Source organism: Pseudomonas siliginis (assembly GCF_024072275.1).
GTDB lineage: Bacteria > Pseudomonadota > Gammaproteobacteria > Pseudomonadales > Pseudomonadaceae > Aquipseudomonas > Aquipseudomonas siliginis.
Genome location: NZ_CP099598.1, coordinates 3,325,860 through 3,343,833, shown reverse-complemented (window position 1 = coordinate 3,343,833; position 17,974 = coordinate 3,325,860). Strand labels below are relative to the sequence as shown.

Annotated in this window: 12 protein-coding genes; 3 read left to right on the top strand and 9 right to left on the bottom strand. The window is 60.3% G+C overall.

Annotated features, from left to right (window positions below):
• Positions 1–77: 77 nt before the first annotated feature.
• From NF676_RS15335 to NF676_RS15295, 9 genes are all read right to left on the bottom strand, one after another.
• Positions 78–1,709 carry a BatD family protein gene (locus tag NF676_RS15335; RefSeq protein ID WP_252886331.1) on the bottom strand — a complete coding sequence of 544 codons (1,632 nt, stop codon included), beginning with the start codon at positions 1,707–1,709 and terminating at the stop codon, positions 78–80.
• Positions 1,706–3,442 (bottom strand): vWA domain-containing protein, encoded by a 1,737-nt coding sequence (locus NF676_RS15330; RefSeq protein WP_076562558.1) that lies wholly within the window; start codon positions 3,440–3,442, stop codon positions 1,706–1,708. The genes NF676_RS15335 and NF676_RS15330 overlap by 4 nt, the downstream gene beginning before the upstream one ends.
• Positions 3,439–4,518 carry a vWA domain-containing protein gene (locus NF676_RS15325; protein WP_252886330.1) on the bottom strand — a complete coding sequence of 360 codons (1,080 nt, stop codon included), beginning with the start codon at positions 4,516–4,518 and terminating at the stop codon, positions 3,439–3,441. The genes NF676_RS15330 and NF676_RS15325 overlap by 4 nt, the downstream gene beginning before the upstream one ends.
• A complete protein-coding gene (locus tag NF676_RS15320; RefSeq protein WP_065616204.1) occupies positions 4,511–5,008 on the bottom strand; it encodes a DUF4381 domain-containing protein in 498 nt (165 codons plus the stop codon). Before NF676_RS15320 ends, NF676_RS15325 begins: the two co-directional genes overlap by 8 nt.
• Entirely contained in the window at positions 5,005–5,949 is a 945-nt protein-coding gene (locus tag NF676_RS15315) for a DUF58 domain-containing protein (protein WP_150635093.1), read from the bottom strand. The genes NF676_RS15320 and NF676_RS15315 overlap by 4 nt, the downstream gene beginning before the upstream one ends.
• A gap of 5 nt (positions 5,950–5,954) precedes the next feature.
• On the bottom strand, positions 5,955–6,914 hold the full coding sequence (locus NF676_RS15310) for an AAA family ATPase (protein WP_007913915.1): 960 nt from the start codon (positions 6,912–6,914) through the stop codon (positions 5,955–5,957).
• Between the two features lie 167 nt (positions 6,915–7,081).
• Complete coding sequence (locus tag NF676_RS15305) at positions 7,082–8,788, bottom strand: ATP-binding cassette domain-containing protein (protein WP_252878334.1); 1,707 nt, start codon at positions 8,786–8,788, stop codon at positions 7,082–7,084.
• 26 nt (positions 8,789–8,814) lie between these two features.
• Positions 8,815–9,810 carry a YcaO-like family protein gene (locus tag NF676_RS15300; RefSeq protein ID WP_252886329.1) on the bottom strand — a complete coding sequence of 332 codons (996 nt, stop codon included), beginning with the start codon at positions 9,808–9,810 and terminating at the stop codon, positions 8,815–8,817.
• A 712-nt stretch (positions 9,811–10,522) separates the two neighbouring features.
• Complete coding sequence (locus tag NF676_RS15295) at positions 10,523–10,879, bottom strand: hypothetical protein (RefSeq protein WP_150635094.1); 357 nt, start codon at positions 10,877–10,879, stop codon at positions 10,523–10,525.
• Between NF676_RS15295 and NF676_RS15290 the strand changes: the two genes are divergently transcribed.
• The 3 genes from NF676_RS15290 to NF676_RS15280 all read left to right on the top strand — a co-directional run bounded on the left by NF676_RS15290 (position 10,878) and on the right by NF676_RS15280 (position 17,942).
• Positions 10,878–11,093, top strand: a complete 216-nt coding sequence (locus tag NF676_RS15290; RefSeq protein WP_252876435.1) for a hypothetical protein — start codon at positions 10,878–10,880, stop codon at positions 11,091–11,093. The two genes, NF676_RS15295 and NF676_RS15290, sit on opposite strands and share 2 nt — an antisense overlap.
• Positions 11,094–11,172: 79 nt before the next feature.
• The gene (locus NF676_RS15285; protein ID WP_252886328.1) at positions 11,173–12,567 is read left to right on the top strand and encodes a hypothetical protein; all 1,395 of its coding nucleotides are present in this window, start codon (positions 11,173–11,175) and stop codon (positions 12,565–12,567) included.
• Positions 12,568–13,046: 479 nt separating this feature from the next.
• Positions 13,047–17,942 carry an NAD-glutamate dehydrogenase gene (locus NF676_RS15280; RefSeq protein ID WP_095180183.1) on the top strand — a complete coding sequence of 1,632 codons (4,896 nt, stop codon included), beginning with the start codon at positions 13,047–13,049 and terminating at the stop codon, positions 17,940–17,942.
• Positions 17,943–17,974 lie beyond the last annotated feature (32 nt).

The following is a 17,974-nucleotide window of genomic DNA, read 5'->3' as shown; positions in this document are numbered from 1 at the left end:
CGATCAAAAGATCGCAGCCTTCGGCAGCTCCTAAACACAATCCGTAGGCGCTACCAAAGGCTGCGATCTTTTGCTGTTCACTTCGGATAAAGCGGCGGCAACCCACTCTCACCCACCGGATCCTGCACACGCTCGGCGGCGGGAATCGTTCGAATCGCCCGCCACAAATCCTCACCCTGCCAATGCTGCCCGGTCTCGCTGTACAGCGCGCCGTTCAGCCCATCCAACGCGTCCGACAACGGCACAAACCGCGCGGCCATGTCTGCTAGTGTCTCCGGCTGCTGCCGCGCCCAGGCGTCCAGTGCCTGGCGGGTGGCGTGGGGGTCGTTGGCTTGGCTGGCGCGTTTGATGTCGTCGAGCAGGGTGCGTGGGCTAGGGCCGGTCTGGGCGGCGCGGTGGATTGCCGGTTGCCAGCGGGCGCGCCACCAGAGGCCGAAGCCGAGCAGGGTGGTGCAGGCGAGGATCAGGGTGCTGAGTTTCCACCACCACAGGGTGTCGTTGTCGGGCGTGCTCGGTTGCAGGGTGCCGGCCGGGGTGTCGATTTGCAGGCTGGGGTTGTTCGCCACTTGCAGGGTGCGCGCGGGCAGGCTGCTGTGTTCGAGGTGGTCTTCGAAGGTGTTCCACCAGACCACGTCGACGGTTGGCAGGTCGATCGCGCCGCTGCGGCTTGGCACCAGTGCTTCGCGCTCTTCGCGGCTGCCGATGATGCCGCGGTCGCTGCTCTGGTTGATCAGCACCGGTTGGTCGGGGTAGCGGCGCAGGCCGTTGACGTCGGTGGCGGGCAGGGCTGGCAGTTGCGAGCTGGCGAGGCCTTCGACTTTCAGGGTCAGGCTGCGGGTCAGGGAATCGCCGACCTGAGTGTGATCCGGTTCCGGGCTCCAGCTTTCGCTGAGGCTGAGGTTGCGCGCCGGCAACCATGGCGCATCGACCGGGTAGGTCAGCGGTTTCGGTTTGACCGTCAGCGGAATCGACGCCGAGCTGACGCGCATCAGTTTGCCGGGTTTCGGCCCCGAGGGGTCTGCTGATGGCGCGGTATCCACCAGCGTGGCGCTGAACGTCTGCGGGGCGATCGTCAGCAGGCCGCTGTGTTGCGGATAGATCGCGTAGCGCATCTCGATCACGCCGTGGCGCAGGCCATTGATGTCTTTTTCATAGGTGCGCGTGTCGCCGAGCTGCTCGATGCGCGCATCGGCGATTTGCAGCGGGCTCAGGCTGCTGTCGTCGTACAGCGAAACCGAGTGATAAATGCGCAGGGTCAGGATGGCCTGGGCCTGCACGTAGACGCTGGTCTGGTCGAGGCTGGCTTCGATGAACACCGGATCGAGGCTGTTGTTGTCTTCGCGGTTGTCGCTGGCGATCACCTGCACGGTGATCGGCTGGCTCTGCGCTTCGCCCAGTTGCAGCGGCGGAATCACTACGCTGCCATTTTCTTTCGGCAGCAGGGTGATGATCCAGCGTGTGGTCGCCCGGTTGTCGCCGTTGAGGGTGTTGAGCTGGTTGACCTGGCGCGTGCCGCGCACTTCGAACAACGCTTCCAGCGCCGACAGATCGGGCTTGCCGAACTGGGTGACGTCGTCAGTTTCGAGGGTGAGCTCGACCGTCTCGCCGGAGTTCAGGCGACTGCGATCCACGCTGGCGGTCAGCTCGGCCGCCTGAGCGGTGGCCGTGCAGATCAGCAGGGGCAGCAAGAGAGCGGTGAAGCGGGTCATCGATTGTTTTCCTGATCCTGATGTTGTTGCTGTTCGTACCAGAATTTGCGCCTGAGCAGTTCGCCCGGGTCGTCCGGGATCTTGCCCAGCCATTGTTCGAGCGCCTGACGCTGCTCGCCTTCGAGGTTGTTCTCGCTCGGGCGCAGGGTCGGCACCGTGTCGGTTTCCTCTTCCTCGTTGCTGCCGGGGATTTCATTGGGGCCGGGCAGCGGCGGGGCGGTCGGCGGCGGTTCGCTGGCCGACTCGGCCGGTTGCGCCTCGCTCTGGGTTTCACTGCTCACCGCCGGAGGGGGCGCGGTAGTGGGCGATGGCTCATCGCCGGGCAGACTTTGTTCGTTGGGCTGGTTGTCCGGTTCGGGCGGCGGCGGGGCGTTTTTCTGCTTCAGCAGGTTTTCCACCAGCGCCTTGTTGGTCTGCGCCGGACGCAGATCCGGTTGCAGCTCGAGCGCCTGTTCGTAGGCATCGATCGCCGCTTCCAGCTCGCCGCTTTTCGCCAAAGCGTTGCCACGATTGTAGTGGGCGCGGGCATCGCTGCCCTCGGCGAAGCGCTGAGCGGCGCCACTGTAGTCGCCGGCCTCGTACAACGCCACCCCTTGCCACTGATGATCATCGAAATGCTGCGCGGCTTCGGCCGGGCGTTTCTGCTTGAGCAGGTGCAAACCTTGCTGGTCGGGGCGCAACCACAAGTCTTCGAAGTCGAAAGCGTAGCTCGGTTGCGGCAGGCACCACAGCAGCGGCAGGCAGAACAGCCAGCCACGGCGCCCGGCACAAGCGGCGAGCAACAGCAGCGGCAACAGCAGCCAATAGCCCTGATCGGCCCACGTATCGAGGCGCACGGTCTGGCCGTCGTCGCGCAGGCTGCGGGGGCCGTTGAGCAGGCCAAGGGCGCCAAGATCAGCCTCGTCAAGACGCGCCGGGTGATACTCACCGCCTACGCTGTTGAGGAAAGTCGCGAGACCGGGGCTGTCGAGTTGCGGCACGCGGATCGCGCCTTGCTCGTCCTTGAGGAAACTGCCGTCCTCCTGGGCAATCGGCGCACCTTCGGCGGTGCCGATGCCGAGCATCAGCAGTTGCGTCGACTCGCCATTGAGCGCACGGCGAATGCCGCGCCGTTCCTCTTCATTGAGCGACGAACCGATCAACAGAATCCGTCCCTGTCCCAGCGCACCTTGCTTGAGCAACGCCAGCGCCTTGTCCACGGCCAGATCGGCGCGGTGGCCGGCTTCCGGCATCAGCGACGGCTTCAGCGCGTCGAGCAGATTGCGGCTGGTCGCCAGATCATCCGACAGCGGCACCAGCGTGTGCGCGCTGCCGGCATAAACGACGATGGCGGTCTGCGCATCGCTGCGCGCCTGCAACAGGTCGAACAGCTTGCGCCGCGCCTGTTCCAGACGCGTCGGCGGCGAGTCGGTGGCGAGCATTTCCGGGGTCAGTTCGAGCACCACCACCAATGGATCGGCAGGCTTCTGGCTGGTCTGTTCGACGCGCTCCCAGCTCGGCCCGAGCAAGGCCAGAATGGTCAGCAACCACGCCACGCCTAGGGCGATCCACGGCAGTTTGCTCTGGCGCCCGCTGCCGCCACTGAGCAGCGCAGCGTGAAATGCCGGCGGCAGAATCATCTGCCAGCGCCCGGCGCGTTTCTGCCGGTGCCAGAGTTGCCAGAGCAGCCAGCCGAGCAGCGGCAACAGCAACAGCCACCAAGGGCGGAACCAGTGCGGCCAGAGCGCGATCATCGGCGCCTCCGCAGGCGCAAACGCTGCAAGCGCTCACGCCAGTCCGGCAGCGGACTTTGTAAATACAGTTGTTTGGTAAACAGGCGTTGCAGCGGATTGTCCGGCCACAGTTCGCGGACGACCAGCAACAGGCTCAACCACAGCGCCAACGCCAGCGGCCAGTGATACAAGGCTTGCGCCGGGCGTGCCTGAGTCGGTTGCTGAGTCACCGGTTCGAGCTGATCGAGGGTGTCCTTGATCGCTTGCAGCTCTTTGCCGTCATGGGCGCGGAAGTACTGGCCGCCGGTGATTTCGGCGATGGCCTTGAGTGCCGGCTCATCCAGATCGAGGCTCGGATTGACCCCGAGCAGGCCGGTCGAGCCGCTGTCCTCGGGATTGGCGCCGATGCCGATCGGATAGATTCTGACGCCTTCGCTGGCGGCCAGTTTTGCGGCGGTCAGCGGATTGATTTCGCCGCCGTTGTTGGCGCCGTCGGTGACCAGAATCAGCACGCGACTTTGCGCCGGGCGCAGGCGCAAGCGTTTCAGGGCCAGACCGATGGCATCGCCGATCGCGGTGTTCTTGCCGGCGATACCGATCCGCGCTTCGTCGAGCCAGATGCGAACGGTGCGCCGATCGAAGGTCAGCGGCGCTTGCAGGTAGGCCTGGCTGCCGAACAGGATCAGACCGACGCGATCGCCGTCGCGGCTTTCGAGGAAATCGCCGAGCAAGTGCTGCACCAGCGACAGACGACTGACTTCTTCGTCCTGCCACTGCATGTCGGGAAAATCCATCGAACCGGACACGTCCACCGCCACCAGCAGATCACGGCCACTGGCGGCAATTGGCAGCGGCTCGCCGAGCCATTGCGGGCGGGCGGCGGCGGTCAACAGAATCAGCCACAGCAAGATAAACGGCGCCTGCTGCCGCCACGCCGGCAAGTTGGCGCGGGCGCGGCGGCGGGCGAGGCCTTCGAGGTCGGCGAGGAAACTGACTTTCAATGCCGGCTCGCCGCTGTCGGCCACCGGCAGGATCAGGCGCATCAGCCACGGCAGCGGCAACAGCACAAAGATCCAAGGCCAGGCGAACTCAAACATGTTTGCGAATCCACGTGTCGACCGCTTGGGTCAGGCCGGCGATGGCTTTGTCGTCGAGTTTGCATTCCGGTTTGTACGCGCCTTCAACCAGCACCATCCAGCGCGTCAGGCCGGCAGCGGGGCAGCGGTTATCGAGGAAGGCCAGCCATTTGCGGCCGTTGAGGGTGTGGCTCTGGCTGTACGGATAGTGGTTGCGGCACAGGCGTTTGAGCAGGCCGTTGAGTTGTTGCAGCCAAGCGCCGGCTGGTGCACCGTCGTAGGGTTTGGGCATTTGCGCCAGTTCGGCGAGCGCGGCGATGCGTACCGGGTCCAGCGGCTGCTCGGCGCGCACCACCGGGCGTTTCTTGATCGGAATGAAACGGCGCAGCTTCCACACGGCAAAACCCAGCAGCGGCAACAGCAGAAGCAGCAGCCACCAGCCGGGCGCCGGCGGCCAGAAGGCGATCGGCGGCGGCGAGATCAGCGGTTGCAGTTGTTCGAGGCCGTTCATCGACCTTTCCCCGGACGCTGCGGGTTAAGGAACTCGCGCATCTGCTCGACCATTTCACTCTGCGTGCTCAAGGGCATCAGCAACACCCGCAGCTTTTGCGCGAGCAATTCCCAACGGGCGATGCGCGCTTCGGCCTGGGCGCGGTAGGTCTGGCGCAGGTCGAAGTTCAGCGTGTCGATCTCCAGTTGCGCGCCACGTTCGGCGAAGCGCAGCAGGCCGGCGGCGGGCAGAGCGTGATCGAGTGGGTCGGACAGCGGCAACATCAGCAGATCACAATGCCGCGCCAGCAGACTCAATTGCTGCTCGGCGCTGTCGGACAACGCGCGTTCGTCGCAAATGACGATGGCCAGACTGCCCGGCCGCAGCACTTCCCGCGCGCGGCGCAGGGCCACGCCGAAGGCATCGCGATCTGGCTCGCGCTCGCTGTGCAGCGACTGATTGACCTTGACCAAGCGGTTGAGCAATTGCAGCAGGCTCTGCTTGCTCCGGCGAGGCTTGATTTCGTAGTGCTCGTTGTCGCCGAACACCAATCCGCCGACGCGGTCGTTGTGCCCCAGCGCGGCCCAGCCGATCAACGCCGCGACCTGCGCCGCCAGCACCGACTTGAACATCAGCCCCGAGCCGAAAAACAACCGCGTGCTTTGCTCGACCATGATGAAAATCGGTCGCTCGCGCTCTTCGTGGAACAGCTTGGTATGCGGCTCCTGCGTGCGCGCGGTGACGCGCCAGTCGATGGTGCGCACGTCGTCACCGGCCTGATACACCCGCACCTGATCGAAGTCGACGCCACGGCCACGGAATTTCGAATGATGCAGGCCGATCAGCGGGCTGCGCTGACTCGGCGTAGAAAACAGTTGCACCTCGCGCACGCGGTGACGCATCTCGATCAGCTCGGCGAGGCTGATGCGGATACCGGGTTCGGAGGTCAGGGCGGCGTTCATGGGGGTCAAGCGACGGCGACGACGTCGAGAATCCGCTGCACCACGCGATCCTGATCGATGCCAGCGGCTTCGGCTTCGAACGACAGAATGATGCGATGGCGCAACACGTCGAACAGCACCGCTTGAATGTCTTCCGGGCTGACGAAGTCGCGACCGGCCAGCCAGGCGTGGGCGCGGGCGCAGCGATCGAGGGCGATCGAGCCGCGCGGACTGGCGCCGTAAGCGATCCATTCGGCCATTTCCGGATCGAACTTGGCCGGGTTGCGCGTGGCCATGACCAGTTGCACCAGGTATTCCTCCACGGCGTCGGCCATGTACAAACCAAGGATTTCCTTGCGCGCGGCGAAGATCGCCTGCTGGCTGACCCGGCGCTCGGGCTTGGTCTCACCGTTCAACGCCTCGCCACGGGCCTGCTGGAGGATGCGCCGTTCGACAGCAGCGTCGGGGAAACCGATCTTGACGTGCATGAGGAAACGGTCGAGCTGGGCTTCCGGCAACGGATAGGTGCCTTCCTGTTCGATCGGGTTCTGCGTGGCCATCACCAGAAACAGCGGCGACAGCTCATAAGTGCTGCGCCCGACGCTGACCTGACGCTCGGCCATCGCTTCGAGCAAGGCCGATTGCACCTTGGCCGGCGCGCGGTTGATTTCGTCGGCCAGCACCAGGTTGTGGAAGATCGGCCCTTGCTGGAAGACGAAACTGCCGGTTTCCGGACGGTAGATTTCGGTGCCGGTGATGTCGGCCGGCAGCAGGTCGGGGGTGAACTGAATTCGATGGAACTGGGCTTCGATGCCCTCGGCGAGTTCTTTGATCGCTTTGGTCTTGGCCAGACCGGGAGCGCCCTCGACCAGCATGTGGCCGTCGGCGAGCAGGGCGATGAGCAAACGCTCGATGAGTTTTTCCTGGCCGAGAATCTGCGTTGAAAGAAAGGTTCGCAGCGCCAGCAGCGCTTCACGATGTTCCATCGGTGACTGTTCCTGGAAAGGGGGTGGCCGGGGCGTTCGGATAACGCCGGGGCTGGGGGCGTTACTTTAATCCATCGTGGGGGGCGGCGACTAACGGCATTTGCGCGATTTGTCAGTATCGGCCCTCGTTTGCACTGCGTGGGGCCGTTTCTGGACGTTTTTGCGATTCAGGTCTGCGTGTGCAAGCTGTGCAATATGACCTTGATGGCGGGGCGCTCAAGCAGTTCGAACCATTTGCCTTCATCAACGATGGCGCCTTGCTGCATGACGAGCACGCGGTCAAAACGATGGAGATGTTCAACATCATGGGTGACACATATAAGGCCCTGTCCAGCGAATGTCTTGAATAGCAAATCCCACACTGGTGTAGCGAGTTTCGGTTCAATCGAAGCACTCGGCTCATCAAACAGATTGAATTTGCCCGGTCGATTCAGAAGTCGCAGCAACGAAAGCCGCTTCGCTTCACCTCCGGAGATATTGGTGGCGTTTTCAGCGATGTGACCTCGGCCAATGATTTCATCAAGCTGGAGGCATTGAATTGCCTCGTTCAATGTTTTCGACTGCTCAACACCGAAAAGTACGGACTGTTCAAAACTTCCTTCCAGGAACTGCGGAGACTGGGGGCTGTAACGCACCGTTTCCAGATGAACGCGAGCATTTAAGCGATCTATGCACAGCTCGTCGATGAACAGCCGGGGCCGCACCGAAAAATCCAGTCCTGCCAGCGCTTCGAGTAACGTCGATTTGCCAGCGCCGCTGGGCCCGATGATCGCAACGGATTGGCCCTGTCGGAAGCTGATCTGGCTGGCAATTGATAGCTGCGCAACACCGTTATGGGTGATCTCGCAGGGCTCGAGCCGTAATGTTGATAGGTTATGCAACGCATCAGAGTCATTGCGGCGATCGTTATCGAAGTCAGCAGTTGCAAGTAATTCTTTGAGTCGCCGTTGATCAGCCGAAAATTGATCCAGCACCCGATAGCCTTCGGTCAGCGCCGATACATTCAACAGGAACGTACCAGCAATAGAGGAAATGGCCACCAACTGACCGACGCTGATACTTGCTTGTCCGGACGTCTGATCCATGACTCCCCAAGCCAACAAACCGCCGGTGGACAGGCTGATAAACAAAATCTTCGCCGCGCTCAACAGTCCGCCCGAGCCTGCTACGGTCACCGCAGCATTGGCGTAGCGCTCAAACGCTCGGTTCAAGGGTTGCAGGGCCGTGCGTTCGGCGCGTTCCAGTTTTATCGATTTACCAGCCCTCAAAGTATTGACCAAGGTTGCACTCAGCTCATCCTCCTGGTCATTAACAGCATCGATGTGTTTTCTGCGCCATCGAATGATCCGGTGAGTTGCATAGAGATAACAGCCACCGAGGCCAGCTAGCGCGCAGAAAACCCAGGCTCCGCCCATATACCAGAATGCGCCGGCCACAATAAGAAATTCCAGGCACAGGGGAAAACCCGTAGTGACGAAGAACATCAGCAACTGTTCGTGGGCAGTGATTCCGCGCTCGACCGACTTGATGAAGTGTCCTACTCGCCACGTGCCAAACTGGGAAAAATCCTTGCCCATCAACCGCGCCATCCAATTGATGGAAGCATCCATGACAATTCGCTGGACGAGCTTTGAGAGCAGCAGCGTTTGCAGGGGGGTGGTCATCGACTGAATGCAACCGGCCAGCGTAAAAGCTGCGGTGAAAAAAAGCAGCGTACGCAGCGTTGTGTGATCGGCATCGTTTAGTGAATCGACGATCTTGCCCAATAACAAAGGAGGGGCCAGGGCCAGGATTTTCAGGGTGATGGTCGCGCCTATTGTCATCACCAGCAGGAGTCGATGTTTCTCGCAGGCTGTTCTTATAAATGTCTGCATGAGTATGGGCCTGTGGTCGTTTTGGATCACGCCGTTGGCGTGCTTCTGGTGCCGAGCAAAATGTGCTGAGGAGCTACGGGTTGGCCATTTCTGATTATGTTGAATCGGTCGAGACCCGGGATATAAGTCTGGGTAACTACGTTGGTCCCCGGGTACTCCATGACTGTTCTGAAAAATAGGACTTTGTTCATACCGCTCAGGTTTTTTCGGAGCAAGGCAAGTTGTTCAGGAACAGAGAGTGCAAGCAGGCTTTTTGGCGGCGCCAGGGTATTGAGTTTCAAGTTTTTAACGGGTGCAAAGTCTATCAGCTGTTTCAGTTTCTCGGATTGACAAAGCACATCAAGTACCTTTCGGTCCGCGATTTCATCGTTGGCGTCGTATAAGGCGTTTGATTGGAATTGCTCCGTTACCGCTCTTTGGATGGCGATAAATATGTCCAAAGAACAGCCGGAGCCGATTGCGGATATATGTCGGTCGCCGGGGCCGGTTCGTGGGAATGCAACCGCCAGATAAACTTCTGACTCGTCTTTGATAATGATGATCTGCAAAGCTTCGGCAGCCCGTAGCGCGTATGAGTTGTTGAACAGGGCTTGCGCAAGCAGGGGCGCCGACGGTGAGTAGAGATCTATCGCAGGTATCAGTCTGCAGACGGCCATGAAAAACCGGGACAACAGGTGTCGCTCAATCAGTTCCAGGGTACCGTGCAGCAGTGCTTCTGATTTCGTGCAGCCGAAAGCAGTTCCTGAGTTAGAGGCGTAGCGATTTAAAAAGCGCGTCGGTTGACTCGTTGTTTTACGTTCATCTTTGACCGGATACAGCAGGGCGCATGGCACAAAAAGCCCGGCGCAGCCGTCGAGTGCTGCAAGCTGCAGACACTGTAGAGGCTCGATGTTTTTTCGCAGACTTGTGAAAATGCCGTCCGACTCGACCCCCGTTCTGCGAAGCGATGTCACTGCAACCAAGCGTTGTGCAAAATGGCGGCTCGGCGTGAAACATCGCGTAGTGCTCAAGGCTTTCAGCAAGTGCACCTACAAGCGCGTCGGGACCTTTGCCTGCGCCTGATTCAATCAGCGTGTCGTATTCGTTATAGAGTTCGGCAGTAGCGACCAGATTACCGTCATCGACATAGCGCACTCGCGCTTTCAAACCCAGTGTCTGGATAACATTGTTTATTCGGACAAACGCTTCGCTGGATGAAATCTCACGCTCTGACATGGTGAGCCTCGTAGGCTTGAATGCCGAAAGATCGACTTTCGGCATTTTCAGGATTGGCTGATCGGGAGGCCGAGTCAGCGGGTCAGTGAGGCGAAGAAGTCCAGTTCCGTCGCCAGGAAACCTTCAAAGTGGCCCGAGCCATAAGGCAAATCCTCGAAGGTGTTTATTTCAGAACGTTTTCTACCCATTACATATGACTCCATTGAATATCACGTTGTCGGCACTTTTTTGTGCGCCGAGCTTGCATGTTTTTTTGCAAGCGCAACGAGTAATAACAAGGGAGGGGTGGGCCCGCAATCAGACGGCTTCCGATGATTGCGTAGGGCACTTCTTGAGGAGTAGTAGGATCGAACTTCGTGCTGTTAAACACAGCGGCGTTCTATGCGGAAAATTAGCGCGAATTATGGTTTGCAGGTGTTTAGAACTTGTAGAGGTGTCAATCAGCGTGCAATTAATGACGATGGCATAAGAGGCGATCAAATGCCGTCGTCATTTATCTTGTCATGCGAGCCGAACTGGTTATTCCAGATTAATTACAAAAGTTCCTGTCCCATCGAGAATATTCTTCAAAGTCTCAACAACCTCATCCATATCCACCATATACGGGTTGAAGCTGATCTCCAGCACATCATCGCCATTCAACGCATCGGCATCCGCCGCAGCAATCTCGATCTTCAGCAGTTCCGACGTCAGCGTGACCTTCACGCCGTCAAGCGTCGAAGGCTCGCCATCCAGGGTGATCTCCAGCTCATCCTCATCCGGATAACGACTCATCAGGAACATCTCGCCCTTGTCGCTGTGGCAGCAGAGCATGGCCATGTTGTCTTCTTCGTCGTCGCACGGGTTGACGATCAGTAGGGCGGTGGTCATTTGCATGGGTGAAATCCTGGGCAGTGGCGGCGGTGAATCTGTTCGAAGGCGCGATTTTGCCAGTCTCTGCTCGTTCGCGCTGCCTGCATCGGCAAAAAGTCGCAAAGCAGGACATTTCCGTCGCCCGGTTCCGAGTAGCGAGAAGGGAAAATCCGACGCCAGCGTAAGGCAATTACCGGATGCGCAAAATCCACCCGAAATTGCGATTTTTCGCTTGTGATCGCCACCGTTTTGCCGTTAGTTTCGCCGGTCTTGCGCAACGGAGTGCGTTACCAAAACCCCGAAAAAGGACCTTTGCCATGACTCAATATTTCGAACGCGCCGAAGAAATTCGCCACCTGTCTGACGAACAGATCGAGGAGATCTACAAGCGCTATCTGGAAGGTGAGAAAACTTCGCAGCTGATGGAGCAATTCCAGATTCCTTCCACGGTGCGCAGTCTGCTAAAGGTTCTGCCACCGATCGTCAGCACAGACCTCACCTGTCCTTACTGTGAACTGCCGATGTGGATGCGCCGCTACGCCAGGGGAACTCCGCTTTCGTTGCGCAGTGCATTCAAATGCGTCCGCTGTGAGCACCAGCACAGTGTCCCCGGCGCCAATGGCCGCCACGCAGCGTGCAACTGCACAGAATGTTTCAAGGTTCGCCAGCAGCAACTGGCCGCCCGGGCAGCGCGGGACCGTCTGGAGTTGCAGGCCAGATATGGCGCGCAACACCCTGCAGTGCCTTACGCCAATCTGGGCTTTGTGCAGAAGTTGACGTTGCTCGCCTTGCTCGATGATGGCTACGGGGCAAACGTTGAATGGATTGCGCCGTTGAATGCGCCATCCAGAGAAGAGCTGCTCGCCCTGACGTTCGAGGCCCGTGAAGAGTTGCTCAAAAGCCTGCACGAAGCCGGGGTGCTGGCAGTTTCCACCGATTCCGACATCAACGCCTTCGATCGCAGCGAGGGCTGCAATATCCGCGAGTACAGCGCGGTGCGCTGGCTGCCCAGCGTCACGCTCGACGGCGTAACGCGCTGTGCCCGCGAGAATTTGTATCAGGTGCTGTATCAGGAGTTGTCGGGCAGCGTCAAAGCCGCCTGGAAGAGCGAAATCTATTCGCTGGTCTTCAGTCTCGCCCGCGAAGCGTCCATTCAATACATTCGTGTGCTGGCCAGTGAGGTGGACTTCGCCTTCACGGCCGAAGCCCGTGCCGAGGAGGTGGTCGGGCAGTTGTTGCAGGACTTCTCGGTGAGTCAGTTGTATTACTTCGCCCGCCTGGCGGTACGAAACGCCGCGCACTTTTATGCCACCGGCAATTCCAAGGGGCGCAGTCACGCCTCCAACACCATTCCGCGCAACATGCTGGGCACGGCGCAGGACGCGCTCGTCCGTAACTGGCGCAAGAACGGCCATCGTGATGCGCGGGTGCCGCAGACAGCCTTGCAGCGACTGCTTTACGACGTAGTGCTGAAGGACAGCGGCGCCGGATTCTCAAAGTCGCCGGGCATGTACTGGCGCGACGAACTGGTTCCGCAATTCTTCAGCGCCGTAGCGTTCGACAGCGACTTGCTGGGCAATCTGCGCCTGTTCTGCCGCGAATGCGATTCGAGCAACATTGACGCCAGCATGGACAAGCAGATCCTGCAGACGATGTGCTACGACTGCGCCACGGTGAGCAAATTCAGAGCCTTTGAGGAACTGCCGGACTGATCCGCGTCAACCGCCAGCGCTGAACCGGATGCCACGCTCAGGGTCGATAACAGGGCCTTGGGCGTTTTGGTTTCCGGATATGTAACGTTCCCAAGGATTGTCCTGGCACGAAAGTCCCGTGAAACCGGGGTATCGAGCCTGCATTTCAGCTCACGCCTGCTAGTGTTGATGCAGGCCAAACCCTGCATTTACGTGCCAATGACCGAATATGTCGCAGCACCGCAAGCAGACACATTGTCGCACCCATTAAGCTGCGCAACGGATGAGCACCCGTAAAGGCATTGTCGGCAGTGCTGGCAGTCGCTTTTGCAGATGCTCATTCATGGAAGGTGAATGTGACCTGAGTGTCCCGTCCAGCTTCACCCACCTGTCTCCCTGTTTCCTCTGCCCGAGAATCAGGAACAGGGCGACACCAGCCCCGAAAGGGGTGTTGCACGCGACGCTTTCCATCAATAACAAGCTTAAGCGGAGTACCACAGATGGCGTTCTTCACCGCAGCCAGCAAAGCCGACTTCCAGCACCAACTGCAAGCGGCACTGGCGCAGCACATCAGTGAACAGGCACTGCCACAAGTGGCGCTGTTCGCTGAACAATTCTTCGGCATCATTTCCCTGGACGAGCTGACTCAACGTCGCCTCTCCGACCTCGCTGGCTGTACTCTCTCTGCGTGGCGCCTGCTTGAGCGCTTCGATCACGCGCAACCGCAAGTGCGTGTCTACAACCCCGATTACGAACGTCACGGCTGGCAGTCGACCCACACCGCGGTCGAAGTGCTGCACCACGACCTGCCATTTCTGGTCGACTCGGTGCGTACCGAGCTGAACCGTCGCGGCTACAGCATTCATACCCTGCAGACCACCGTGCTCAGCGTGCGTCGTGGCAGCAAGGGCGAATTGCTGGAAATCCTGCCAAAAGGCAGCACCGGCGAAGGCGTGCTGCACGAATCGCTGATGTACCTGGAAATCGACCGTTGCGCCAACGCGGCCGAGCTGAACGTGCTGAGCAAAGAGCTTGAGCAGGTGCTCGGTGAAGTGCGCGTCGCCGTTGCTGACTTCGAGCCGATGAAAGCCAAGGTGCAGGACATCCTCACCCAGCTCGACAACAGCGCCTATCCGGTCGATGCCGACGAAAAGAACGAAATCAAGAGCTTCCTGGAATGGCTGGTGGGCAACCACTTCACCTTCCTCGGCTACGAAGAGTTCGTGGTTACCGATCAAGCCGATGGCGGCCACATCGAGTACGACCGGAACTCCTTCCTCGGCCTGACGAAACTGCTGCGCACCGGCCTGACCTACGAAGACCTGCGCATCGAAGACTACGCCGTGTCCTATCTGCGCGAACCGACCCTGCTGTCGTTCGCCAAGGCTGCGCACCCGAGCCGTGTGCACCGTCCGGCTTACCCGGATTACGTGTCGATCCGTGAAATCGACGCCGACGGCAAAGTCATCAAGGAACACCGCTTCATGGGCCTGTACACCTCGTCGGTGTACGGCGAGAGCGTGCGGGTCATCCCGTTCATCCGCCGCAAGGTCGAAGAAATCGAGCGCCGCTCCGGCTTCCAGTCCAAGGCTCACCTGGGCAAGGAACTGGCACAGGTCCTCGAAGTGCTACCGCGTGACGACCTGTTCCAGACCCCGGTCGACGAACTGTTCACCACCGTGATGTCGATCGTGCAGATCCAGGAACGCAACAAGATCCGCGTGTTCCTGCGCAAAGACCCGTACGGTCGCTTCTGCTACTGCCTGGCCTACGTGCCGCGCGACATCTATTCCACCGAAGTGCGCCAGAAGATCCAGCAAGTGCTGATGGAGCGCCTGAAGGCGTCCGATTGCGAATTCTGGACCTTCTTCTCGGAATCCGTGCTGGCCCGTGTGCAGCTGATCCTGCGCGTCGATCCGAAGAACCGCCTCGACATCGACCCGCTGCTGCTGGAAAAAGAAGTGGTTCAGGCCTGCCGCAGCTGGCAGGACGACTACGCCGCACTGACCGTCGAAAGCTTCGGCGAAGCCCACGGCACCAACGTGCTGGCCGATTTCCCGAAAGGCTTCCCGGCCGGTTACCGCGAGCGTTTTGCCGCGCATTCGGCCGTGGTCGACATGCAGCACCTGCTGAGCCTCAACGAAAAAAATCCGCTGGTGATGAGCTTCTATCAGCCGCTCGGTCAGGTCTCCGGCCAGCGCGAGCTGCATTGCAAGCTGTATCACGCCGACACGCCGCTGGCGCTGTCCGACGTCCTGCCGATTCTGGAAAACCTCGGCCTGCGCGTACTGGGTGAATTCCCGTATCGGCTGCGCCACACCAACGGCCGCGAATTCTGGATTCACGATTTCGCCTTCACCGCCGCTGAAGGTCTGGACCTCGACATCCAGCAACTCAACGACACCCTGCAGGACGCGTTCGTCCACATCGTGCGCGGCGATGCCGAGAACGATGCGTTCAACCGTCTGGTGCTGACCGCCGGTCTGCCATGGCGCGACGTGGCGCTGCTGCGTGCCTACGCCCGCTACCTGAAGCAGATTCGTCTGGGCTTCGATCTGGGTTACATCGCCAGCACTTTGAACAACCACACCGACATCGCTCGCGAGCTGACCCGGTTGTTCAAGACCCGTTTCTACCTGGCACGCAAGCTCGGCAGCGACGATCTGGAAGACAAGCAACTGCGTCTGGAACAAGCGATTCTGACTGCACTGGACGATGTTCAGGTGCTCAACGAAGACCGCATCCTGCGTCGTTACCTCGACCTGATCAAAGCCACCCTGCGCACCAACTTCTATCAGACTGACGCCAACGGCCAGAACAAGTCGTACTTCAGCTTCAAGTTCAACCCGCATGCGATCCCTGAGCTGCCCAAGCCAGTGCCGAAGTTTGAAATCTTCGTCTACTCGCCACGCGTCGAAGGCGTGCACCTGCGCTTCGGCAACGTTGCTCGTGGTGGCCTGCGCTGGTCCGACCGTGAAGAAGACTTCCGTACCGAAGTGCTCGGCCTGGTAAAAGCCCAGCAAGTGAAGAACTCGGTCATCGTGCCAGTGGGCGCGAAGGGCGGCTTCCTGCCGCGTCGCCTGCCACTGGGCGGCAGCCGAGACGAAATCGCGGCCGAGGGCATCGCCTGCTACCGCATCTTCATTTCCGGCCTGTTGGACATCACCGACAACCTGAAGGACGGCGCCCTGGTGCCGCCGGTCAATGTCGTGCGTCATGACGACGATGACCCGTACCTGGTGGTCGCGGCGGACAAGGGCACTGCAACCTTCTCCGACATCGCCAACGGCATCGCCATCGACTACGGCTTCTGGCTGGGTGACGCGTTCGCCTCCGGTGGTTCGGCCGGTTACGACCACAAGAAAATGGGCATCACCGCCAAGGGCGCGTGGGTCGGCGTACAGCGCCACTTCCGCGAGCGCGGCATCAATGTCCAGGAAGACAGCATCACCGTGGTTGGTGTCGGCGACATGGCCGGCGACGTGTTCGGTAACGGCCTGTTGATGTCCGACAAGCTGCAACTGGTCGCTGCGTTCAACCACATGCACATCTTCATCGACCCTAACCCGAACCCGGCGACCAGTTTCGTCGAGCGTCAGCGTCTGTTCGACCTGCCGCGTTCGGCCTGGACCGACTACGACACCAGCATCATGTCCGAAGGTGGCGGTATCTTCTCGCGCAGCGCGAAGAGCATCGCGATCTCGCCGCAGATGAAAGAACGCTTCGACATCCAGGCTGACAAGCTGACCCCGACCGAACTGCTCAATGCCTTGCTCAAGGCGCCGGTGGATCTGTTGTGGAACGGCGGTATCGGCACCTACGTCAAGGCCAGCACCGAAAGCCACGCCGATGTCGGCGACAAGGCCAACGATGCACTGCGCGTCAACGGTAACGAGCTGCGCTGCAAAGTCGTGGGCGAGGGCGGTAACCTCGGCATGACCCAACTGGGTCGCGTGGAATTCGGTCTCAATGGCGGCGGTTCCAACACCGACTTCATCGACAACGCCGGTGGCGTGGACTGCTCCGACCACGAAGTGAACATCAAGATCCTGCTGAACGAAGTGGTTCAGGCCGGTGACATGACCGACAAGCAACGCAACCAGTTGCTCGCGAGCATGACCGACGAAGTCGGCAATCTGGTGCTGGGCAACAACTACAAGCAGACTCAGGCCCTGTCCCTGGCGGCGCGCCGTGCCTACGCGCGCATCGCTGAGTACAAGCGTCTGATGAGCGATCTGGAAGGCCGTGGCAAGCTGGACCGTGCCATCGAATTCCTGCCGACCGAAGAGCAACTGACCGAGCGCGTCGCTGAGGGCCACGGCCTGACCCGTCCTGAGCTGTCGGTGCTGATTTCCTACAGCAAGATCGACCTCAAAGAGCAGCTGCTGGGCTCGCTGGTGCCGGACGACGACTACCTGACCCGCGACATGGAAACGGCGTTCCCGCCGACCCTGGTCAGCAAGTTCTCCGAAGCCATGCGTCGTCATCGTCTGAAGCGCGAGATCGTCAGCACGCAGATCGCCAACGATCTGGTCAACCACATGGGCATCACTTTCGTGCAGCGACTCAAAGAGTCGACCGGCATGAGCCCGGCGAACGTGGCTGGCGCTTACGTGATCGTGCGCGACATCTTCCACCTCCCGCACTGGTTCCGTCAGATCGAAGCGCTGGACTATCAGGTTTCCGCTGACGTGCAACTGGAACTGATGGACGAGCTGATGCGTCTGGGCCGTCGTGCCACGCGCTGGTTCCTGCGTGCCCGCCGCAACGAGCAGAACGCTGCCCGTGACGTCGCGCATTTCGGTCCGCACCTGAAAGAACTGGGTCTGAAACTCGACGAACTGCTCAGCGGCGAAATCCGCGAGAACTGGCAGTCGCGCTATCAGGCTTACGTCGAAGCCGGTGTGCCGGAATTGCTGGCGCGTATGGTGGCGGGTACTTCGCACCTGTACACGCTGCTGCCGATCATCGAAGCCGCCGACGTCACCGGGCAGAACCCGGCCGAAGTGGCCAAGGCTTACTTCGCCGTCGGCTCTGCACTGGACATCACCTGGTACCTGCAACAGATCAGCGCTCTGCCGGTTGAAAACAACTGGCAGGCTCTGGCCCGTGAAGCGTTCCGTGATGACGTCGACTGGCAGCAACGGGCGATCACCATCTCCGTCCTGCAACAGGGCGACGGCTCCCAGGACGTGGAAGCACGCCTGGCGCTGTGGATGGCCCAGCACGAAAGCATGATCGAACGCTGGCGCGCCATGTTGGTGGAAATCCGTGCTGCGAGCGGTACGGACTACGCCATGTACGCGGTGGCCAACCGTGAACTGCTGGATCTGGCGTTGAGCGGGCAAGCGATCGTGCCTGCGATCACTGCGAATGCCGAGCTTGAACTGGCGTAAGTAGTGGCTGAATGAAGAAGCCCCGCTCTCGA